The organism is Burkholderia sp. BCC1638 (genome assembly GCF_902833195.1).
In the GTDB taxonomy this organism is placed as follows: domain Bacteria; phylum Pseudomonadota; class Gammaproteobacteria; order Burkholderiales; family Burkholderiaceae; genus Burkholderia; species Burkholderia diffusa.
This window is the reverse complement of record NZ_CADFEC010000001.1, coordinates 281,027-300,682: the sequence shown is the minus strand read 5'-3', so window position 1 is coordinate 300,682 and position 19,656 is coordinate 281,027. Positions and strand designations below refer to the sequence as shown.

Here is a 19,656-nt window from a genome sequence, read left to right as displayed (position 1 = left end):
CGCCCAAACGGCTTCCGCATGATCTGGCACAATCGCGATTCGACCATCCCGCCTTCAGCCAGCGTCATGCCAGCCATTTCCGAACTCTTCGTCTATCCGATCAAATCCTGCGCCGGCATCGCGCTGTCGCGTGCGCAGCTGCTCGAAACGGGCCTCGCGTACGACCGCCACTGGCTGATCACCACGCCGGACGGAATGATGATCACACAGCGCACGCACCCGCGCCTCGCGCTGATCCGCACCGCGCTCGAGCACGATGCGCTCGTGCTGAACGCGCCGGGCATGCCCGAGATCCGCACGCCGCTCGACGGCGATGCGACGCCCGCCACACCGAAGATGGCCGCGACCGTCTGGCGCGACACCGTCGACGCGATCGACACGGGCGCCGAAACGGCCGCGTGGCTCACCGAATTCCTCGGCGTGCCGTTGAAGCTTGCGCGCTTCGGGGCTGAGTCGCGCCGCGGCTGCAACCGCAAATGGACCGGCGACATCGACACGCACACGCAGTTCGCGGACGGCTATCCGCTGCTCGTGATCGGCCAGTCGTCGCTCGACGACCTGAACGCGAAGCTCGTCGCGAAAGGCGCGCCGGCGATTCCGATGAACCGCTTCCGCCCGAACATCGTCGTGTCGGATCTCGATGCATACGAAGAAGATTTCGTCGAGCATCTCGACGCCGAAGGCGACACGCCCGTGCGGCTGCGCCTCGTGAAGCTGTGCACGCGCTGCCCGATGCCGACGATCGACCAGGTGACCGGCGCGCCGAACCCGGAATGGCCGCACGAGCCGACCGACACGATGCAGACCTATCGCGCGCATCCGAACTACGACGACGCGCTGACGTTCGGCATCAACGCGATCGTCGTCGAAGGCGCGGGCGCGTGGCTCGAGGTCGGGCAGTCGCTCGAAGCGGAGATCGGGTTCGGCGACTGAGCGGATCGGTCGAAACGGCGCGACGGCGTATCGCTTTCGCCGTCGCCACTCACTGCGGTTGCGTCGAGCGCGGCCCGCCTTCTATTGCGCCGCCGGAACCGTCGGCAGCATCACCGTCACGACCAACCCGCCGCCCGCCGCATCGGTCAGCGTCACGCTGCCCTGATGCACGCGCGCGATCTCGCGCACGATCGACAGCCCGAGCCCCGTGCCTTCGACCGTCTGCGTCTTGCTGCCGCGATGGAAGCGCTCGAACACCGCGTCGCGCTCGGCCGCCGGAATGCCCGGCCCGTTGTCGATCACGTCGAGCCGCGCATGTTCGCCGTCGCGCGACACGCGCACCGTGATCACCGCACGGTCGCCCGAATAACGGATCGCGTTGTCGATCAGGTTGCCGACCATTTCGCCGAGCAGGTCCAGCTGACCGTGCACTTCGACGTCGGCCTCGTGCTCGAAGCCGAGATCGATGTCGCGCGCCCGCGCCACCGGCGACCAGTCGAGCGTCACGCTGCGCGCCAGCCGATGCAACGCGACCGGCTGGTGCGCGACCGCATGGCCGCTGTCCGAATCGAGCCGCGACAGCGACAGCAGCTGCTGGACGATCTTCGCGGCCTGGCGCACCGCACCGTTCACACGCCGCAAATGCACGTTCACGCGCGGCTGCTCGTCCGGCCGCAAGGCCAGTTCGACGCCGGCCTGCACGGCGGCGAGCGGCGTCTTCAACTGATGCGCCGCGTCCGCGAAGAAGCGCCGCCGCGCGACCTGCATCCGCTGCGTGCGGCCGATGTACTGGTTGATCGACTCGACGAGCGGCGCGAGCTCGCTCGGCATGCCGCCGGTGTCGAGCGGCGTCGGATCGCCGTCGGTACGCGCGGCGACCTTCGCGGACAGCCGGTTCAGCGGCCGCAGCCCGCGCCCGACGCCGAGCCACACGATCCCGAGTGCGAGCACGACGAGCAAGCCTTCCTGCAGCAGCGAGCCCATCAGGATTTCGCGCGCGAGCGCCTGGCGCCCCTCGATCGTTTCGCCGACCATCACCCATACGATGCGCGTCTGCGCGGTCGGCACGTCGTGCACCGGCACGCGCAACGCGGCCATGCGCAACTGTTCGCCGCGATAGACGACGTTGTAGTAGCGCGTGACGAACAGCGCGCCGTCGCCCGGCGGCAGCGGCAGGTCCGGATAGCCGGTGATCGTGTGGCCGTTGTCCTCGCGGATCAGGTAATAGATCTTGCCGCCGTCGCCCGACTCGAACATCTCGAGCGCGAGATACGGCAGGTCGACCTCGATCTCACCGTCGTTGAGCCGCACGCCTTCGCGGATCGACTTCAGCGACGACGACAGCGTGCGGTCGAACGCGACGTGCGCGGCGCTCATCGCGCGCTGGTACGTGAGCCACGAGTCGAGCGCGAGCAGCCCGAGCAGCGGCAGCAGCAGCCACAGCGCGACTTGCGTGCGCAGGTTCGGACGGCGGATCCTCATGTCCGCCACCGGGCCGCCCCAAGCGCGGCATGCGCCCCCTCGGCGGGCAGCGGACGTGTCGATCCGGAATAGCGCTTCAGCGCATACGCCGGTCCCGTGCAAGGCCGGTGAGCGTAGGGTTGATTCATCCGGCGGCCTTCGCTTCGAGCAGATACCCGAGCCCACGCAGCGTGACGATCGCGACGCCGGTGTTTTCCAGCTTCTTGCGCAGCCGGTACACGTAGATCTCGATCGCGTCCGCGTTGACCGACTCGTCGAGCCCGAAGATCTTCTCCGACAGCGTCTCCTTGTTGATTGCGCGCCCGTTGCGCAGGATCAGCACCTCCAGCACCGAGCGCTCGCGCGGCGTGAGCGGCAACGCTTCGCCGGCGAGGTGGAAGCTGCGATCGATACTGTCATACGAAAGCGGCCCGCATTCGACCCGCGAATGCTCGTGACCGAGACTGCGCCGGATCAGCGCGCGGGCGCGCGCCTCCAGCTCGGTCAGTTCGAACGGCTTCGCGAGATAGTCGTCGGCCCCGAGATCGAGCCCCTTCACGCGGTCCTCGACCGAGCCGTGCGCGGTCAGGATCAGCACCGGCACCGGATTGCGGCGCGCGCGCAACCGCCGCAGCACCTCGAGCCCGTCGAGCTTCGGCAGCCCGAGATCGAGGATCACCAGCGCGTAGTCCTGGGTGCGCAGCACGTGATCCGCCGCCTCCCCGTCCGCCATGTGATCGACCGCGAAACGCGCGGCGCTCAGCGCGTCGTTCAGCGACTGCGCCAGGTTCGGGTTGTCTTCGACGAGCAGCACACGCATGGGGACCTCGGGAAATCCATGACACAAAGGACGCTATTGTGAACCGAAATGAAAGCAGGCTGAAAGTGCCTCGCAATTAACATCCGCGTCACTCGAACAACACACACGCATCACTGGAGGAAGACATGCCGTTTGCACCGAAGCAGTTCGCCGCCGCGCTGGCGATCGTCCTGGGCACCACCGCCGGCGCCGCCGTCGCGCAGGTTCCGGCCGGATATCCGGGTAACTACCAAGGCGTCGTCGACGCCGCGAAGAAGGAAGGCAAGCTGATCGTCTACTCGACGACCGACACGGGCCTCGTGCGCCCGCTGATCAAGGACTTCGAAAGCCTGTACGGCGTGAAGGTCGAGTACAACGACATGAACAGCACCGAGCTGTACAACCGCTACATCAGCGAGAACGCGGCGAGCAGCACGAGCGCCGACGTGCTGTGGAGCTCGGCGATGGACCTGCAGGTCAAGCTCGTCAACGACGGCCTGATGACGTCGTACGATTCGCCCGAAAGCGCGAACGTGCCGCAATGGGCGCAATACCAGAAGCAGGCGTACGGCACGACGTTCGAGCCGCTCGCGATCGTCTACAACAAGCGGCTGATTCCCGAGAACGAGGTGCCGAAGACGCGCGCCGACCTGATCAAGCTGCTCACGTCGCAACCCGACAAATTCAAAGGCAAGCTGACGACGTACGACGTCGAGAAATCCGGCGTCGGCTTCAACGCGCTGACGCAGGACGCGCACCTGAACGAGAAGGTCACGTGGGAGCTCGTGAAGGCGATCGGCGCGACCGGTCCGAAGCTGCAGTCGAGCACCGGCGCGATGATGGAGCGCATCTCGTCGGGCGAGAACCTGATCGGCTACAACATCATCGGCTCGTATGCGTACGCGAAGGCGAAGAAGGACAAGTCGATCGGCTACGTATTCCCGAAGGACTACACACAAGTCGTGAGCCGCCTGGCCACGATCTCGAAGAAGGCGAAGAACCCGAACGCCGCGAAGCTGTGGGTCGACTACCTGCTGTCGAAGCGCGGCCAGACGCTGATCGCGAACCAGGCGAACCTGTACGCGATTCGCACGGACGTGACCGGCGAAACGTCGGTCGCGAGCCTCACGAAGGAACTCGGCGATTCGCTGAAGCCGATCCCGATCGGCACCGGCCTGCTCGTCTATCTGGACCAGTCGAAGCGGCTCGCATTCCTCAAGCAATGGCAGCAGGCGATCAAGAGCTGATCCGCTGATCGGCTTCGGCCGACCGACGGCCGCCCGCCGCACGCCGCGCGGGCGGCCCCTTCCCCTTACCGACTTCCTAGAGGCGGCCATCCGGATGGCCGCAGGGGCGAACTCATGCTTTCAACCAGCACACGCGGGGCGGCGCCGGCCGTTCCGCCCACCACCGGCCCGGGCGGCGCGATCCCCGCGCTTCCGGCCAACGGCCTGCAGCCGCTCGCCGGCATGCTGCGCTGGATCGTCGTCGCGGTGCTCACCGTCGCGGTCGCGCTGCCGCTCGGCTTCATTCTGTTCCAGAGCCTGCTGTCCGCGCCGTTCTTCGATGCGAACAAGACGCTCGGCATCGAAGGCTTCCGTTTCATCTTCACCGACCCGGACTTCTGGTCGGCCGTGAAGAACTCGTTCATCATCGCCGGCGGGATGCTGTTCATCTCGATCCCGCTCGGCGGCATTCTCGCGTTCCTGATGGTGCGCACCAACCTGCCCGGCCGCCGCTGGCTCGAACCGCTGCTGCTCACGCCCGTGTTCGTATCGCCGATGGTGCTCGCGTTCGGCTACGTGGTCGCGGCCGGCCCGGTCGGCTTCTACTCGGTGTGGTTCAAGGAACTGTTCGGGGTGCAGAACGTGCCTTGGAACGTCTACTCGATCTTCGCGATCACGGTGATCGTCGGCCTCACGCACGTGCCGCACGTGTACCTGTACTCGTCGGCCGCGCTGCGCAACCTCGGTTCGGACGTCGAGGAAGCCGCGCGCGTGACGGGCGCGCGCCCGTTCCGCGTCGCGCTCGACGTGAGCTTGCCGATGACCATGCCCGCACTGCTGTTCGCCGGCGTGCTCGTGTTCTTCCTCGGCTTCGAGGTGTTCGGGCTGCCGCTCGTGCTCGGCGATCCCGAAGGCCACCTCGTGCTCGCGACCTACCTGTACAAACTGACCAACAAGCTCGGCGTGCCGTCGTATCACCTGATGGCCGCGGTCGCGGTGTGCATCGTCGCGATCACGTTCCCGCTCGTGCTGCTGCAACGCCGCCTGCTGAAGACCGCGAATCGCTTCGTCACCGTGAAGGGCAAGGCCGGTCGCGCGACGGTGCTGCCGCTCGGCGTATGGCGCTGGGTCGCGCTCGCGATCGTCGCGCTATGGCTGATGCTGACGGTGATCGTGCCGATTTCCGGCATCGTGCTGCGTGCATTCGTGACCAACTGGGGCGAAGGTGTCGCGCTCGCCGAAGTGCTGACGCTGTCGAACTTCATCGAGCTGTTCGAGCAGGACAACCTCGTGCGCGCGATCGTCAACACGCTCGGCATCGGCGTGATCGGCGGCGCGCTCGCGATCGGCTTCTACTCGCTCGTCGCGTTCGCCGGCCACCGCCGGCACGACTGGGCGACGAAACTGCTCGACTATCTCGTGCTGCTGCCGCGCGCGGTGCCCGGCCTGCTCGCCGGTCTCGCGTTTCTGTGGATCTTCCTGTTCGTCCCGGGCCTGCGCGAGCTGAAGAACTCGATGTGGAGCATCTGGATCGCGTACACGGTCGTGTGGCTCGCATACGGGATGCGGCTCATTCAAAGCGCGCTGCTGCAGGTCGGCCCCGAACTCGAGGAAGCCGGCCGCAGCGTCGGCGCGACGCGCAGCCGCGTGTCGCTCGACGTGACGCTGCCGCTCGTGCGTTTCGGCCTGCTCGCCGCGTGGCTCCTGATCTTCATGATCTTCGAGCGCGAATACTCGACCGCCGTCTACCTGCTGTCGCCCGGCACCGAAGTGATCGGCGCGCTGCTCGTGTCGCTGTGGGCGACCGGCGCCGTCGACCAGGTGGCCGCGCTCTCTGTCATCAACATCGCGATGGTCGGCGCCGGTCTCGGCGTAGCCCTGCGCTTCGGAGTGAAACTTCATGGATAAGCTCATCGTCGACGACCTGCATCTCAGCTACGGCGCCAACCCGATCCTCAAGGGCGTGTCGTTCGAACTGAAGGCCGGCGAAGTCGTGTGCCTGCTCGGCGCATCGGGCAGCGGCAAGACCACGCTGCTGCGCGCGGTGGCCGGCCTCGAACAGCCGTCCGACGGGCGCATCCAGCTCGACGACCGCGTGTTCTTCGACGGCGCGCGGCATGTCGACCTGCCGGTCGAACAGCGTTCGCTCGGCCTCGTGTTCCAGTCGTACGCGCTGTGGCCGCACCGCACCGTGGCCGACAACGTCGGCTACGGTCTCAAGCTGCGCCGCGTCGCGCCGGCCGAACAGAAGCGCCGCGTGCAGACCGCGCTCGATCAGCTCGGCCTCGGCCATCTCGCCGAACGCTTTCCGCATCAGTTGTCGGGCGGCCAGCAGCAGCGTGTCGCGATCGCACGCGCGCTCGTCTACAACCCGCCCGTGATCCTCCTCGACGAGCCGCTGTCGAACCTCGATGCGAAGCTGCGCGAGGAAGCGCGTGCGTGGCTGCGCGAGCTGATCGTGTCGCTCGGGCTGTCGGCGCTCTGCGTGACGCACGACCAGACCGAAGCGATGGCGATGTCCGACCGCATCCTGCTGCTGCGCAACGGCCGCATCGAACAGGAAGGCACGCCGGCCGAGCTGTATGGTGCGCCGCGCTCGCTGTACACGGCCGAGTTCATGGGCAGCAACAACCGCATCGACGCACGCGTCGCGGCCGTCGACGGCGAATGCGTGACGCTCGCCGGCGACGGCTGGGAACTGCAGGCGCTGGCCCGCGACACGTTCGCACCGGGCCAGGACGCACAGGCCGTGATCCGTCTCGAACGCGTGCAGGTCACCGACGGCCCTGGGGCGAACCGGCTGCAGGCCGATCTCGTCACGTCGATGTATCTCGGCGATCGCTGGGAATACCTGTTCCATTGCGGCGAGATGCGCCTGCGCGCGTTCGGCCACGTGCCGCGCGCGGCCGGCAAGCACTGGATCGAATTCCCGACCAACGACTGCTGGGCGTTCGCGAAAGCGGGCTGACCCGGGCGCGGCGTGCTCTGTGCGCCGCGCACGTCGAGCAAGGCAATGACAGACCGTCCGGCGAACGCTTTCCGGCGTTGGCCTCGACCGCGTCACACCCGTTTTACCCAACCCACAATAAATCAGGAGACACCGTCAATGAAATTTCGCGCAGCAGTCCTCACCAGCTCGGCCGCCGCGGCCTGCATCGCAACCCCCGTCGTGCACGCGCAGTCGTCGGTCACGATGTACGGGATCATGGATGCCGGCATCGAATACACGAACCATGCGGCGCCGGAGGGCGGCAGTTCCGTCAAGCTGAAGTCGGGCAACAAGAATACGTCGCGCTGGGGCCTGCGCGGCGTCGAGGATCTCGGTGGCGGGCTGAAGGCCGTGTTCCGCCTCGAAAGCGGAATCGATCTCGCGAACGGTGCGTTCGACGATGGCCCCGACTCGATCTTCGCGCGTCGCGCGACGGTCGGCCTGAAAGGCAAATGGGGCGAGCTGACGCTCGGCCGCAACTACACCGTCACGTACGACTACATGCTGCCGTTCGATCCGATGGGTTACGCGCAGAACTACTCGTGGGCGACATCGTCGATGGCGACGGGTGGCCGCAAGGACGGCATGTTCACGCGCTCGTCGAACGCGGTGCGCTATGACGGTGAATTCAGCGGCGTGAAGTTCGGCGCGATGTACGGCTTCGGCAATGTGCCGGGCAGCGTGAAGACCAGCTCGAAATACGACTTCGCGCTCGGCTACGAGACCGGCCCGTTCGCGGCGGTGCTCACGTTCGATCGACAGAACGGCGCGGCCGACAGCGTCACGCCGGCCGATACCGTCAACTACATCCAGGGTATTCACGCGGGCTTGAGCTACGACTTCGGCGACCTGAAGACAATGGCCGGCTATCGCAACTACAAGCGCACGTTTCGCACTGCGGCGGCGAACCAGTTGAGCGACACGTACTGGGTCGGCGGATCGTACCAGTTCACGCCGACGTTCTCGCTGATCGCGGCCGTCTATCACCAGAACGTCAAGGGTGGCAGCGATGCCGATCCGACGTTGGTGTCGGTGCGCGCGAATTACGCTCTGTCGAAGCGCACGGTGCTCTACGCGGCCGGTGCGTTCGCGATCGCGAAGCATGACCAGAAGGTCGGCGTGTCGCGCGATTTCGCCGGGTATGGCACCACGCAGGTCGGCGTGACGGCGGGGATTCAGCAGCGGTTCTGAGTCCTGGCTTGACGACAGGCGGCGGCACGCGCCGCCTGCCCGCCTCCATGCGATGCGGTCATTGGCAGCACTCGCTCGCCATCGTGCGCCGAGCCTAACGCGCAGCACGACGTCGCACACGCATGGATCACTCTCTGCTACGGCAACATAGCCTTGAATCGATCAAACCGAGTAGGCGGCAGCCTGATCTCTCCCTCACTATCAACGGCGGTATCAAAGATCAGGGATTTCTTGGTCCATACCAAACGAACAGAATCCGGGGACTCGTAAGTCCGCTCGGCAAGCAATCGCATGTCGGATGTCCGATAGAGGCGTAAAAGGATTCGATCCGCTCCGAGGTAGGCGTATTGCGCCGTATAGCGCCCCCCATCGTTCCTGGAAAGCTCGGTATCAAACCGCATCGCCTGTGAGCGTACGCGCGCATCCTTGTAGTAAGAACCGGCGCAGAACAACAAAGTGACAATTGCCAGACCGGAACCCAGTGCCTTCATTCCCGACTTCATTCGTTCAACGCGCCCCTCCTTGTGCGAGAGGCTGTATAAAACGACTATCAGCAGACAGACAACGGTTCCGGCCAGAACGAGTGCTGCAAGTGCAACCATTCCTGCACCTTGCATACCTATCGCCAGTCCATTCATTCGAAATACACCGTTATGGGTTTAGCTAACATGATTGGCCTATAGTCGGAAAATATGATGAAGTCGCCGCCTCGATGGTACCGTGCTTGCCACTCGCGGAACGAGCGATTCCGGACCGGATAGTAAATCTTCCCCGGTTCATAGAGGTTTGCGACCGTACTGCCTGCCGACGATCGCGCTCGATCTCGGATACGACAACATGAGCGCGTTTCATCGACATGTTCCGGCGGGCGATGGGGACGACGCCAGGGAAGTATATGGAGACGGAACGGCGAGCGGAGGGATAGGTGCGGCCGCCCGCAGGCGTGAACGGTCGCGGCCCACTTACTGATATGTCGGATTTTCGAACTGAACAGCACACATAGTTGTCACGCTGCGCCGCGATTCGAAATCGTTCCTTCGGGTCTACCTGCCTGTCAATGACAGAACACTACCGTCGTCCGGTTTCAAGATATCTCATCTATCGTGCGCGCTGCACTCGGCGGTGTCGCACTTGCGAACAATCGGCTAGGCGTCAACGATGACCGCATCTGGCTACGTCGAATGCAACGCCACACCACTTTTATAGATTAATGGTGTAAATACCGGCGGTGCCCGTTTCTGCATTCGGGCTCCCCAAATCGGTCCATTGAACATCATCATTCGCAATGTCGATGAATTGCTCGGCCGGTGATGGAAACGCCTGCCCTTTCTCGACAAACGCTTGCTGATCCCATTGGTTAAACAAGGCGGCCATCGGGTGGTCATTTGCAACGCGGCCCTCCCACACGCCTGTCTCCGTACAGCGACGATCACCTGAGCACTTCACCACCAACGGCTGCGCCGCTACTTCGCGCAACAATCCCGCTTCGACCATATTCGCCAGAAAATCTGCACGCTGTGGCGGCAGGCGGTACGCTTCGCCGAGGAAATACCATTGCACGCGATCCCGCGATAGCCATTCATGGAACGGCGGCTCGAACCGCTCGCCGGTTTCAAAACGCTCTGGCGAGCCGGATCGCGCCATCAACCGTCCATTGGGCTCATTCGATGAACCGTACAGTGCCAGCCAGTATCCCGTTTTGGGTACGCTTTGATCACCACCAACTGCAAGCGTGCTCGCTCCCAGTGCGGCGACCGCGTAGCCATCGGGTATAAAAGAACGCCCCTGAAGCGCACCGCTCTTTTGTCGCCTGACCGGCGGAGTAACCGCCTTCGCGGCATTGATGAGCGTTTGTCCGTCACCGTTCCATTTGGGTAGCGGCGTCGGCGGTAATGGCAGTATCTTGTCCAAGTTGGGAAGCTTCAATCGACCATCGTAAAGCTTCAAGATATCGGCAATTTTTCCGTAGCGTTGAGCACGCGCTTTGTCGATATGGCCTACCAGATTAGTTCCATTGTCGAGATCCATCCCGTCAAACTCCGAAACGAGGCTATCTGCACACTTGGAGCTCCCGAGCTTTACACCTTCATGCAAGACCTTCAGCGCGCGGAGCTTCGCCTCGAGTGTATTGGGACGTGCATAGATCAAACCCAGCTTCTCGGCGGCATCTCCATTTCCCTGTGCAAAAGCACATTCGAGCATCTTGGTTCCCACCGCTTGGTTGGCCCAAAAGCCCTCACTGGGGTTATCGTAAGACGCGGCCAGCTTGTATCCCAGGAACGCCATTGCGGCCGGACTACCCATATCCGCTGCTCGCTGGAAAAACGCGTAAGCGCTCGTAGCGTCTCCCTCCTTCACTACGCCGTTGAGATGGTATACACCCATTCTGTCGTACGCGTCGGGAATATCGAGTCTCATCGCCTTCTCCACCCATTGAATTGCCACTTCAGGATTGTGTTCCGGCACGCCGGAATGATCACTCAAGATCAACGACGCCAGATTCAGCATTGCTTTCCAATGGCTTTTCTCAGCTGCTTGCAAATAGAGCTGATACACCTTTGCATAATCGATGTTATCGACAGCTACAGCAGGGTCGTCCAACTTCAACGCTTGCTGGAACCACATTTCTGCCTGCGGATCGACGGGCGGCACTCGTTGCGCCTCATACACGCAGGTAAAATCTTTTCGATGTGGATCAAACAGTGGCAGTTTTTCGTTTCGTGGCAGATCAGACATAGCAGTGGTTAACTTATTACCGATAGAAGTCAGGATGCCTGCGTGCGCCGTAGTTGTTAGGAACAAAAAGGCAAAGGCAAAACGCAATACGTAGATAAAAGTTTTCATGCGTACACATTTTCAGGATGGCCACCGATACCACCACCATTTGGCACGGAGATCGACCCGTATAGCGTCGTGGTCGAACGATGCTCGACAAATGGCAGCAAAAACCCTGTCATCGGTTGCGTACCCGCTTGCTGGATATCTTGATTCTTGCTCATTCGTCGATTCCAATTCCTGAATGCATCCGGCATATCTTTCGGATGACCGCTATATTTAATATCACCACCATAAAGCAACCCAGAGAACGGCCGCCCGCCGCCGTATCGTCAATACGTCCCATCCCCCTTCTTCGCCGCCTCCCCACCGTTCCCCTTGAACCGCGCCGCCAGTCGCTCCGCACTCCGCGCCAGCAGCGTCGTATCGACTCCCACCGCAACAAACAGCGCACCCGCTTCGAGATACCGCCGCGCCGCCGCCTCGTCCGCGCTGAGAATGCCCGGCGCCTTCCCTGCCACCTTGATCGCCCGGATCGCGCCGTCGATCGCCATCTGCACGTCCGGATGCCCGGGATTGCCGAGATGTCCGAGGTCGGCCGCCAGATCCGCCGGCCCGATGAACACGCCATCGACGCCATCGATCCGCGCAATCGCGTCGATCGCATCGAGCCCGGCGCGCGTCTCGACCTGCACGAGCACGGCCATCTCGTCGTTCGCGCGATGCAGGTAGTCGCCAACGCGATTCCAGCGCGACGCGCGCGCGAGCGCACTGCCGACCCCGCGAATCCCATGCGGCGGATAACGCGTCGCGGCCACCGCCGCGCGTGCTTCCTCGGCGCTCTGCACCATCGGCACAAGCAGCGTCTGCGCACCGAGATCGAGCACCTGCTTGACGATCACCGGATCGTTCCACGGCACGCGCACGACCGGATGCGTCGGATACGGCGCGATCGCCTGCAACTGCGCGAGGATCGTCGGCACCGTGTTCGGCGCATGTTCGCCGTCGATCAGCAGCCAGTCGAAACCAGCGCCCGCGACGACTTCGGCACTGTACGGATTCGCGAGCCCGAGCCACAGTCCGACCTGCGCATTGCCGCGCGCGAGCGCGGCCTTGAAGACATTCGACGGAATCTGCATCGTTCGCTCACCTCACTCGAAATGACACTGGATCGTCCCGAGCGGACCGTAGTCGACGCTGAACGTATCGCCCGAACGTGCCGCGCACGGCCGCGTAAATGAACCGCCGAGCACGATCTGCCCCGGTTCCAGCGCGACGTCGAAGCGCGACAGCCGGTTGGCGAGCCACGCGACGCCATTGGCCGGATGGTTCAACACGCCAGCCGCGACGCCCGTTTCCTCGACCACGCCGTTGCGCGACATGATCGCCGCGACCCAGCGCAAGTCGACGTCCTGCGGCCGCACCGGCCGCCCGCCGATCACGACGCCCGCGTTCGCTGCGTTGTCGGCGATCGTGTCGAACACCTTGCGCGGCCGCTTCGTATCGGGGTCTATCGACTGGCTGCGCGCGTCGATGATCTCGAGCGCGGGCACCACATAGTCGACCGCGTCATACACGTCGAAGATCGTGCAGTTCGGGCCCGTGAGCCGCTTGCCGAGCACGAACGCGAGTTCGACTTCCACGCGCGGGACGATGAAGCGGCCGGTCGGAATCGTGCCGCCGTCGTCGAAGAACATGTCGTCGAGCAGCGCGCCGTAATCGGGTTCGTCGATCTGCGACGTGTTCTGCATCGCCTTCGACGTGAGGCCGATCTTGTGCCCTTTCAGCGTGCGGCCTTCCGCGAGCTTGAGGGTCACCCACGCGCGCTGGATCGCGTACGCGTCGTCGATCGTGATGTCCGGATGGTCGAGCGAGATCTGGCGGATCTGCTTGCGCTCGCGCTCGGCGTCGTGCAGACGCTGCGCAAGCTGGTCGATGATGGCGGGTTCGAGCATGGTCGGATCGGGAATGGTGTTCAGCCGGCCCGCTTGTAGCGGGCGTGGATGTTGTTGTGCTTGTACGAACCGCTTTCGCTGAACTCGGTCAGCTCCATCGACAACGCAAGATAGCGTTTCGCGTACAGCTCGGCGAAATGTGCCTTGATCGCGTCGAACAATGCGTCGCACGCGGCCTTTTTGGTTTCGTCGCTGCGGCCCGAGCCGATCTTCAGCGTCACGTGGACGAACGCGTCGTCCCCGGTGCCGTCGGCGATGCAATAGTCCTGCAACTCGATCGCGCGCGAGCGGATGCCGCCCGTTGGAAACACGCCGCCCTGCGCGATCAGGGTCGCGTTGATCGTGCGCAGCAGCGCGTGAATGCGCGCGTCGTCACGAATGTTCGCGGTGTACTCGACGACGATGTGTGGCATGGCAACGCTCCGGATAGGTGATGCGACGCTCAGGCGAGCGGGAAGATCGCGTTGATCTGCCCGGTGCCCGAGCTCGCGAAATAGTCGGTGACGATCTCGACGGGCTTGTCGTAGCGATCCCAGCCGAGCAGGCCGAGCAGCATCGCCGTGTCGTGCATGCCGCCTTCGCCGTGGCAATGCGTGTTGTACTCCGGCAGCATCGCGCAGAAGGTCTTGAAGTCGCCCTGCTTCCACAGCTCGACCACGCGCAGGTCGACCTGCCTGAAGAATTCGCGGCTGATCTGGTGAATCGATTCCTCGGGACTGCCGTTGTCGTTGAAGCGGTGCGACAGCGAACCGCTCGCGAGGAACGCGACGTTCGAATCGCTCTTTTCAATGGCCTCCAGCAGCGCCTCGCCGAAACGCCGGCTTTCGTCGAGCGTGTGCCACATGCACCAGCCCGCGATCGACACGACCTTGAAGTGCTGGTCGCCGTTCATGTAGCGCATCGGCACGAGCGTGCCGTATTCGAGTTCGAGGCTGTCGATCTCGTGCGCGCGCGTCGCGATGCCGCGCGCACTGGCCGTCTCGGCGATCAGGCGGCCGAGCGCCGGGTTGCCCGGATACGCGTACGCCATGTCGCGGATGAAATGCGGCAGTTCGTTGCTGGTATACGTGCCTGCGAACCGCGCATTGCAGTTCACGTGATAGCCGGCGTTGACGAGCCAGTGCACGTCCGACACGACGATCGTATCGACGCCGAGCGCGCGGCAGCGCTCGCCGATCAACTGATGGCCGCGGATCGCCGCTTCGCGGCAGCCATGATGCCTGCCGGGCAACTCCGACAGGTACATCGACGGCACGTGCGTGATCTTCGCGGCGAGGGACAGTTTTCCCATCGTTAAGTCTCCGTATCGTTCTGGCGTTCTGACGGCGTTCTTGCGGCGAAACAATCCGCGCCCGTTACACGCCCCAACGGGGAATGTGATGCGAACCCATCGAGATGCATACGTTCTTGATTTCCGCGAACACCTCGAAGCTGTATTCGCCGCCCTCGCGCCCGGTGCCCGACTCCTTCACGCCGCCGAACGGCTGGCGCAAGTCGCGCACGTTCTGGCTGTTCACGAACACCATCCCGGCCTCGATGCCGCGCGCGAGGCGATGCACCTTGCCGACGTCCTGCGTCCAGATATACGACGCGAGCCCGTAGGACGTGTCGTTCGCGAGCCGCAGCCCTTCTTCCTCGTCCTCGAACGGGATCAGGCACGCGACCGGCCCGAAGATTTCCTCTTGTGCGATGCGCATCCGGTTGTCGACGTCCGCGAACACGGTCGGGCGCACGAAGTTGCCGTTGCGCAGATGGTCGGCGAGACCGGCCGGCTTGTCCGCGCCGCCTGCCACCACGCGCGCGCCTTCCTGCTCGCCGATCCGGATATAGCCCGTCACCTTCTCCCAGTGCTGGCGCGTGATCATTGCGCCGAGCTGCGTCGCGGGATCGGTCGGGTTGCCGACCACCAGGTTGTTCGCGCGGCGCGCGAATTCCTGCACGAAGCGATCGTAGATCGTGCGCTGCACGAAGATCCGCGAGCCCGCGGTACACCGCTCGCCGTTGATCGAGAAGATCGTGAACAGCGACGCGTCGAGCGCGCGGTCGAAATCGGCATCGTCGAAAATCAGCACCGGCGACTTGCCGCCAAGCTCCATCGAATACTTCTTCAGGCCCGCGCGCTCCATGATCCGCTTGCCCGTGACCGTGCCGCCCGTAAACGACACCGCGCGCACGTCCGGATGGCGCACCAGCGCGTCGCCGGCGGTCGCGCCGTAGCCCTGCACGACGTTCAGCACACCCGGCGGAATGCCGGCCTCGAGCGCGAGCCGGCCGAGCTGGTCGGCCGTCAGCGGCGACAGCTCCGACATCTTCAGCACGGCCGTGTTGCCGAGCGCGAGACACGGCGCCGTCTTCCACGTCGCAGTCATGAACGGCACGTTCCACGGCGACACCAGCGCGCACACGCCGACCGGCTGGTACAGCGTGTAGTTCAGCATCTGGTCGTCGACCGGATACGTGCGGCCGTTCATCTGCACGCCCACTTCAGCGAAGAAGTTGAAGTTCTCGGACGCGCGCGGAATCAGCTGCTTGCTCGTCTGTGCGATCGGCAGGCCGGTGTCCTGCGTTTCGAGCGCGGCGAGCATCGGCACGTTCTTCTCGATCAGTTCGCCGAGCTTGCGCATCAGCTTCGCGCGCTCCTTGGCCGGTGTGTTCGCCCATTTCGGGAACGCTTCCTTCGCCGCGCGCACGGCCGCGTCGACTTCGGCCTCGCCGGCGGACGCGACGTCGGTGATCACGTCGCCCGTCGCGGGGTTCAGCGTCGTGAACGTCTCTCGGCTTTCGACTTCGCGGCCGTCGATCCAGTGCTTGATGGTCATGTGCTCTCCTTGGGCGACGGGCTCAGCCGGCGCGATAGTAGTCAGCTTCGCCGACGATCGTGTTCACGAGCCGGCCGATCCCTTCGATTTCGGTCACCACCTCGTCGCCCGGCTTCGTGTCGGCCAGCCCTTCCGGCGTGCCAGTCAGGATCAGGTCGCCCGGCGAGAGCGTCATGAAACCGCTGATGTGCTCGATCAGCGCGGGTACGTCGAAGATCATGTCGCGCGTGCTGCCGCGCTGCGTCTCCCGGCCGTTCACCGTCGTGCGCAGCATGAGGCCGCCTGCATCGCCAATCTCGTCGCGGCTGACGAACCACGGCCCGAGCGGCGTGCAGGTGTCGCGGTTCTTCACGCGCAGGTTCGGGCGGTAGTAGTTTTCGAGGTAATCGCGGATCGCATAGTCGTTTGCGACCGTGTAGCCGGCAACGTAGTCGATTGCCCGCGCCCGGCTCACGTTGCGCGCCGGGCGACCGATCACGACGGCCAGCTCGCACTCGTAATGCATGTGCGTCGCGTCCGCCGGGCGCACGGTGTGCGACCGATGGCCGATGAACGTGTTCGGCCCCTTCAGGAAAATCAGCGGCTCGCTCGGTGCCTTGAACGCGAGTTCCTTCGCGTGGTCCGCGTAGTTGAGGCCGAGTGCGAAAGTCGTGCGCGGTGCGACGGGCGGCAGCCACGTCACCGCGTCCTCGGCAAGCACGCGCCCCGTGTCGAGACGGATCGCGCCGTCGCCGGCCGGTTCGGCCGCATGCAGTGCGCCGTTGTAGATCACGCGCGCCGTCTTCATCGTGCTTCCTCCGCAATCAGCGTATGCCGCAACGTGCCGATGCCGGCAGCGTCAATCTCGACCGTGCTGCCCGCGCGGGCACGCGGTGCGCCACCCGCGACGCCGAGCAGCAGCACGTCACCCGCGTCGAACGACATGAACGCCGTCACGTCGGCGATCAGCTCGCGCACCGGGCGGATCAGCGTGGCGGTCGATGCGGACACCGCGGTGCGGCCGTCGATCCGTACCGTCAGGCCGATCGCGTCGATGTCGCCGAGCGCGGCCGCCGGCACGATCATCGGGCCCAGCGGGCAGAAACCGTCGCGACATTTGAAGCGCACGGCCGGACGATAATAATCGGGATGCGGAACAGACACGTCGCTCGCGAGCGTGAAGCCATGCACGTAGTCGAGCGCCTGCGCGGCCGGCACGCGCGTCGCGCGCCGCGAGAACACGACGGCCACCGATGCGCCGATCTCCAGCGCATCGACGCCCGCCGGCACCACGACGGCCGCGCCGTCGGCTGCGTGCGTGTTGGCCGGTTTGATGTAAAGGATCGGTGCCTGTGGCGGACGGCCGTAAGGCGGCGCGTGCACGGCGTCGCCGAGCGCGTCGAGTGCGGCGCGCTCGTTGAGCAGCGCACCGTAGACGGTACCGATGGCGACCGGCAGCGGCGGTGCCGCGGCGGTCATGCAGGACAGCTCCATGCGTCATTCCCCTGCCGCGCATCGCGGCGCATCGTCAATACTTAACATCTTAAGTAAACAATCGAATGCTCGCAACCTCGATTACCCTGATACGCGAAATTCATCACCATCGGCTGTTAAGATTGATGCGTCCCCGTCCTCTGCACCTCTACCCACCCCGATGAACCGTACGCTCGACCATCGCAACCTGGCCATGCTGCTGCTTGAGGCCCGCGAAACGCTGATGGGCCTGTTCCGCCCCATTCTCAAGGAATTCGCGCTGACCGAACAGCAATGGCGGATCATCCGCGTGCTCGACGGCGAGCCTGCGCACGCGCTCGAAGCGGGACAGATCGCGCGCCGCTGCTGCATCCTGAGCCCGAGTCTCACGGGCGTGCTGGAACGGATGGAGCGCGACGGCCTGATTACGCGCACGCGCGCGCAGGAAGATCAGCGCCGGCTGCTGGTGAGCCTGACGCCGCAAAGCAGGAAACTGGTCACGGAAATCGGTCCGCGCATCGACGAGCAGTATCGTCAGCTTGAAGCGCGTTTCGGCCAGGACGGCCTGGACGACATCTACCGCGCGCTCGACCGGCTGATCGAACTCGGCAGCGCGTCGTAGGGCCTGCCGTCGCCGGACCGCCGCGAGCGGCGGCAAACCGGCCGCCGGGAATCGGCAGGCCCCGAATCGCGCGGGCTCTCAGTGCAGCGCGCCACGCATCAGTTCTGTCACCGCGACGCCGCGCGACGTGCGCATGCACTCCTCGACGTAATCGATGAACGGCAGCGGCTCGAAATCGATTTCGTCGCGCACGCGGCGGTTGTCGAACACGCGATCGACCATCGCGAACTCCGCGCAACGCTGCAACGCGCGCCCGATCACGCGTTCAAGCGCCGGATCGGACCGCCCGAGCACGTCGCGCACCACGAGCGGCAGTTCGGCCGGCGCACAGGCCACGTAGCGCGGCGCGCCCGTCATGCCGGCCGCCTCGTCCATCGCGCGCACGATCTGCGCGACCTGCGGCGCCTCTTCGCCGGCCGACACGTGGTACACGTCGTGCATCAGCGTCGGTTTCACGGCCAGCAGCATCGTCGCGCGCGCGACGTCGTCGACCGACACGATGTCGATGCGCGTCATCGGCCGCGCGGTAAAGCGCCGCGCCGCGTGCGCCACGCGGAACATCCAGAATGAATTCGGTGCGGGCCGCGTGCCGAGCACCGTATGGCCGACGACGTGCGACGGACGCACGATGACGAGCGGCAGCCCGAGCGCGCGCAGGCGCTGCTCCGTTTCCGCCTTCGCTTGCAGGTAGTCCGCCGCGAGCACCGCGCCGTGCAACCCGTCGCCGCCCTGCGCCGCGTCGCTCGCCGACGCGCCCGCCGTCGCCTCGTACACGATCCCGCCGCGGCCCGCGTGCGCATAGGCGGTGCCGACGTACACGAAACGCTGCAATTGCGGCGCGTGCGCGAACCGTTCGGCAAAGCGCAGCGAATCGGCGATGTCGGCCTGCAGGTGCGAACCGTCGGCCGGCGACGCATGGCCCGCGCAATGGATCACGTGCGTCGCGCCGGCGAGACGCGACGCGTCGGTGCCCTGCCACACGTCTCCGAGCGCACCGACGACCACGTTCGCGTCGCCGAGACGCGATGCCCAGTACGGCGCGAGCCCCGCGCGCAACGCCGCTTCACGCAAACGCGCGACCGCGTGGCCGCGATTCTCCGCACGCACGACACACACGATGCGCTCGAGCAACCCGGCGTTGACGAGCGCCGTCAGTACGGTACTGCCGATGAAGCCGGTGGCGCCGGTAAGCACCAGCCGTCCGACGTTGGCCGCCGCGACCGGTGCGCTGGCCGGCGACACGAGGCTCGTGCGCCAGTTGAGCGACAACGCGGTTTTCCAGATCAGCACGATAGTCTCCTTCGAAGAATCGGCCGGACGGCGCGGCCGCCCCGGATCGCGGAGCGGCGCACGGCTGTCGGCCGGGGCCGGGGCCGACGCTCGCCCCGGCAATCCCGATCGGGCTGCGGCCCGCGATCGCGTCGATCGCGTCTC

Annotated in this window: 20 protein-coding genes and 1 pseudogene; 7 read left to right on the top strand and 14 right to left on the bottom strand. The window is 65.0% G+C overall.

The window, feature by feature from the left end; translation table 11 throughout:
- The first annotated feature begins 66 nt into the window (after positions 1 to 66).
- Positions 67 to 933 carry an MOSC N-terminal beta barrel domain-containing protein gene (locus tag HWX22_RS01320; protein ID WP_059525223.1) on the top strand — a complete coding sequence of 289 codons (867 nt, stop codon included), beginning with the start codon at positions 67 to 69 and terminating at the stop codon, positions 931 to 933.
- 81 nt (positions 934 to 1,014) lie between these two features.
- On the opposite strand, the gene HWX22_RS01315 is transcribed toward HWX22_RS01320, so the two are convergent.
- Both HWX22_RS01315 and HWX22_RS01310 read right to left on the bottom strand, forming a co-directional pair.
- On the bottom strand, positions 1,015 to 2,409 hold the full coding sequence (locus tag HWX22_RS01315; RefSeq protein WP_175914955.1) for a sensor histidine kinase: 1,395 nt from the start codon (positions 2,407 to 2,409) through the stop codon (positions 1,015 to 1,017).
- A gap of 130 nt (positions 2,410 to 2,539) precedes the next feature.
- Positions 2,540 to 3,214, bottom strand: a complete 675-nt coding sequence (locus HWX22_RS01310) for a response regulator (protein ID WP_059450182.1) — start codon at positions 3,212 to 3,214, stop codon at positions 2,540 to 2,542.
- A gap of 125 nt (positions 3,215 to 3,339) precedes the next feature.
- On the opposite strand from HWX22_RS01310, the gene HWX22_RS01305 reads away from it, so the two are divergent.
- The 4 genes from HWX22_RS01305 (at position 3,340) to HWX22_RS01290 (ending at position 8,599) form a co-directional block, all read left to right on the top strand.
- Positions 3,340 to 4,440 (top strand): ABC transporter substrate-binding protein, encoded by a 1,101-nt coding sequence (locus tag HWX22_RS01305; protein ID WP_175914895.1) that lies wholly within the window; start codon positions 3,340 to 3,342, stop codon positions 4,438 to 4,440.
- A gap of 114 nt (positions 4,441 to 4,554) precedes the next feature.
- Positions 4,555 to 6,327, top strand: a complete 1,773-nt coding sequence (locus HWX22_RS01300; protein WP_175914894.1) for an iron ABC transporter permease — start codon at positions 4,555 to 4,557, stop codon at positions 6,325 to 6,327.
- Positions 6,320 to 7,387, top strand: coding sequence for an ABC transporter ATP-binding protein (locus tag HWX22_RS01295; protein WP_175914893.1), 1,068 nt, complete (start codon positions 6,320 to 6,322; stop codon positions 7,385 to 7,387). The genes HWX22_RS01300 and HWX22_RS01295 overlap by 8 nt, the downstream gene beginning before the upstream one ends.
- A 138-nt stretch (positions 7,388 to 7,525) precedes the next feature.
- A complete protein-coding gene (locus tag HWX22_RS01290; RefSeq protein WP_175907125.1) occupies positions 7,526 to 8,599 on the top strand; it encodes a porin in 1,074 nt (357 codons plus the stop codon).
- Between the two features lie 137 nt (positions 8,600 to 8,736).
- Here HWX22_RS01290 and HWX22_RS01285 read toward each other — a convergent pair whose 3' ends face one another.
- The gene (locus HWX22_RS01285; protein WP_244135176.1) at positions 8,737 to 9,237 is read right to left on the bottom strand and encodes a hypothetical protein; all 501 of its coding nucleotides are present in this window, start codon (positions 9,235 to 9,237) and stop codon (positions 8,737 to 8,739) included.
- Complete coding sequence (locus HWX22_RS31890; protein WP_244135180.1) at positions 9,234 to 9,365, bottom strand: DUF6402 family protein; 132 nt, start codon at positions 9,363 to 9,365, stop codon at positions 9,234 to 9,236. The genes HWX22_RS01285 and HWX22_RS31890 overlap by 4 nt, the downstream gene beginning before the upstream one ends.
- Before the next feature lie 35 nt (positions 9,366 to 9,400).
- Here HWX22_RS31890 and HWX22_RS31885 point away from each other — a divergent pair.
- Positions 9,401 to 9,524, top strand: a pseudogene (locus HWX22_RS31885) (helix-turn-helix domain-containing protein); the annotation flags it as partial.
- A gap of 275 nt (positions 9,525 to 9,799) precedes the next feature.
- Here HWX22_RS31885 and HWX22_RS01280 read toward each other — a convergent pair.
- The 9 genes from HWX22_RS01280 to HWX22_RS01240 all read right to left on the bottom strand — a co-directional run bounded on the left by HWX22_RS01280 (position 9,800) and on the right by HWX22_RS01240 (position 17,621).
- Positions 9,800 to 11,443 (bottom strand): DUF6396 domain-containing protein, encoded by a 1,644-nt coding sequence (locus HWX22_RS01280; RefSeq protein WP_244135175.1) that lies wholly within the window; start codon positions 11,441 to 11,443, stop codon positions 9,800 to 9,802.
- Positions 11,440 to 11,598 (bottom strand): hypothetical protein, encoded by a 159-nt coding sequence (locus HWX22_RS01275; RefSeq protein WP_175907127.1) that lies wholly within the window; start codon positions 11,596 to 11,598, stop codon positions 11,440 to 11,442. The genes HWX22_RS01280 and HWX22_RS01275 overlap by 4 nt, the downstream gene beginning before the upstream one ends.
- A 108-nt stretch (positions 11,599 to 11,706) precedes the next feature.
- Positions 11,707 to 12,513, bottom strand: a complete 807-nt coding sequence (gene hpaI, locus HWX22_RS01270; RefSeq protein ID WP_175914892.1) for a 4-hydroxy-2-oxoheptanedioate aldolase — start codon at positions 12,511 to 12,513, stop codon at positions 11,707 to 11,709.
- 12 nt (positions 12,514 to 12,525) lie between these two features.
- The gene (hpaH, locus tag HWX22_RS01265) at positions 12,526 to 13,329 is read right to left on the bottom strand and encodes a 2-oxo-hept-4-ene-1,7-dioate hydratase (protein WP_059689968.1); all 804 of its coding nucleotides are present in this window, start codon (positions 13,327 to 13,329) and stop codon (positions 12,526 to 12,528) included.
- 20 nt (positions 13,330 to 13,349) lie between these two features.
- Positions 13,350 to 13,742 carry a 5-carboxymethyl-2-hydroxymuconate Delta-isomerase gene (locus tag HWX22_RS01260; protein ID WP_175914891.1) on the bottom strand — a complete coding sequence of 131 codons (393 nt, stop codon included), beginning with the start codon at positions 13,740 to 13,742 and terminating at the stop codon, positions 13,350 to 13,352.
- A 29-nt stretch (positions 13,743 to 13,771) separates the two neighbouring features.
- On the bottom strand, positions 13,772 to 14,620 hold the full coding sequence (hpaD, locus tag HWX22_RS01255) for a 3,4-dihydroxyphenylacetate 2,3-dioxygenase (RefSeq protein ID WP_175914890.1): 849 nt from the start codon (positions 14,618 to 14,620) through the stop codon (positions 13,772 to 13,774).
- Between the two features lie 64 nt (positions 14,621 to 14,684).
- Complete coding sequence (hpaE, locus tag HWX22_RS01250) at positions 14,685 to 16,148, bottom strand: 5-carboxymethyl-2-hydroxymuconate semialdehyde dehydrogenase (RefSeq protein ID WP_175914889.1); 1,464 nt, start codon at positions 16,146 to 16,148, stop codon at positions 14,685 to 14,687.
- A 22-nt stretch (positions 16,149 to 16,170) separates the two neighbouring features.
- A complete protein-coding gene (locus HWX22_RS01245; protein ID WP_175907138.1) occupies positions 16,171 to 16,935 on the bottom strand; it encodes a fumarylacetoacetate hydrolase family protein in 765 nt (254 codons plus the stop codon).
- On the bottom strand, positions 16,932 to 17,621 hold the full coding sequence (locus tag HWX22_RS01240) for a fumarylacetoacetate hydrolase family protein (RefSeq protein ID WP_175914888.1): 690 nt from the start codon (positions 17,619 to 17,621) through the stop codon (positions 16,932 to 16,934). Before HWX22_RS01240 ends, HWX22_RS01245 begins: the two co-directional genes overlap by 4 nt.
- 160 nt (positions 17,622 to 17,781) lie before the next feature.
- Between HWX22_RS01240 and hpaR the strand changes: the two genes are divergently transcribed.
- Positions 17,782 to 18,222 (top strand): homoprotocatechuate degradation operon regulator HpaR, encoded by a 441-nt coding sequence (gene hpaR, locus HWX22_RS01235; protein WP_124660096.1) that lies wholly within the window; start codon positions 17,782 to 17,784, stop codon positions 18,220 to 18,222.
- A 78-nt stretch (positions 18,223 to 18,300) separates the two neighbouring features.
- On the opposite strand, the gene HWX22_RS01230 is transcribed toward hpaR, so the two are convergent.
- Positions 18,301 to 19,512, bottom strand: coding sequence for an SDR family oxidoreductase (locus HWX22_RS01230; RefSeq protein WP_175914887.1), 1,212 nt, complete (start codon positions 19,510 to 19,512; stop codon positions 18,301 to 18,303).
- Between the last annotated feature and the right edge of the window lie 144 nt (positions 19,513 to 19,656).

Excerpts from the sequence above, each read along its gene's own strand:
- HWX22_RS01275 (WP_175907127.1), bottom strand. The coding sequence starts at position 11,598 with ATGAGCAAGAATCAAGATATCCAGCAAGCGGGTACGCAACCGATGACA.
- hpaD (WP_175914890.1), bottom strand. The coding sequence starts at position 14,620 with ATGGGAAAACTGTCCCTCGCCGCGAAGATCACGCACGTGCCGTCGATG.
- HWX22_RS01280 (WP_244135175.1), bottom strand. The coding sequence starts at position 11,443 with ATGAAAACTTTTATCTACGTATTGCGTTTTGCCTTTGCCTTTTTGTTC.
- HWX22_RS01245 (WP_175907138.1), bottom strand. The coding sequence starts at position 16,935 with ATGAAGACGGCGCGCGTGATCTACAACGGCGCACTGCATGCGGCCGAA.
- hpaI (WP_175914892.1), bottom strand. The coding sequence starts at position 12,513 with ATGCAGATTCCGTCGAATGTCTTCAAGGCCGCGCTCGCGCGCGGCAAT.
- HWX22_RS01320 (WP_059525223.1), top strand. The coding sequence starts at position 67 with ATGCCAGCCATTTCCGAACTCTTCGTCTATCCGATCAAATCCTGCGCC.
- HWX22_RS01285 (WP_244135176.1), bottom strand. The coding sequence starts at position 9,237 with ATGAATGGACTGGCGATAGGTATGCAAGGTGCAGGAATGGTTGCACTT.
- HWX22_RS01300 (WP_175914894.1), top strand. The coding sequence starts at position 4,555 with ATGCTTTCAACCAGCACACGCGGGGCGGCGCCGGCCGTTCCGCCCACC.
- HWX22_RS01305 (WP_175914895.1), top strand. The coding sequence starts at position 3,340 with ATGCCGTTTGCACCGAAGCAGTTCGCCGCCGCGCTGGCGATCGTCCTG.
- HWX22_RS01260 (WP_175914891.1), bottom strand. The coding sequence starts at position 13,742 with ATGCCACACATCGTCGTCGAGTACACCGCGAACATTCGTGACGACGCG.
- HWX22_RS01290 (WP_175907125.1), top strand. The coding sequence starts at position 7,526 with ATGAAATTTCGCGCAGCAGTCCTCACCAGCTCGGCCGCCGCGGCCTGC.
- hpaH (WP_059689968.1), bottom strand. The coding sequence starts at position 13,329 with ATGCTCGAACCCGCCATCATCGACCAGCTTGCGCAGCGTCTGCACGAC.
- HWX22_RS01295 (WP_175914893.1), top strand. The coding sequence starts at position 6,320 with ATGGATAAGCTCATCGTCGACGACCTGCATCTCAGCTACGGCGCCAAC.
- hpaE (WP_175914889.1), bottom strand. The coding sequence starts at position 16,148 with ATGACCATCAAGCACTGGATCGACGGCCGCGAAGTCGAAAGCCGAGAG.
- HWX22_RS01240 (WP_175914888.1), bottom strand. The coding sequence starts at position 17,621 with ATGGAGCTGTCCTGCATGACCGCCGCGGCACCGCCGCTGCCGGTCGCC.
- hpaR (WP_124660096.1), top strand. The coding sequence starts at position 17,782 with ATGAACCGTACGCTCGACCATCGCAACCTGGCCATGCTGCTGCTTGAG.
- HWX22_RS01310 (WP_059450182.1), bottom strand. The coding sequence starts at position 3,214 with ATGCGTGTGCTGCTCGTCGAAGACAACCCGAACCTGGCGCAGTCGCTG.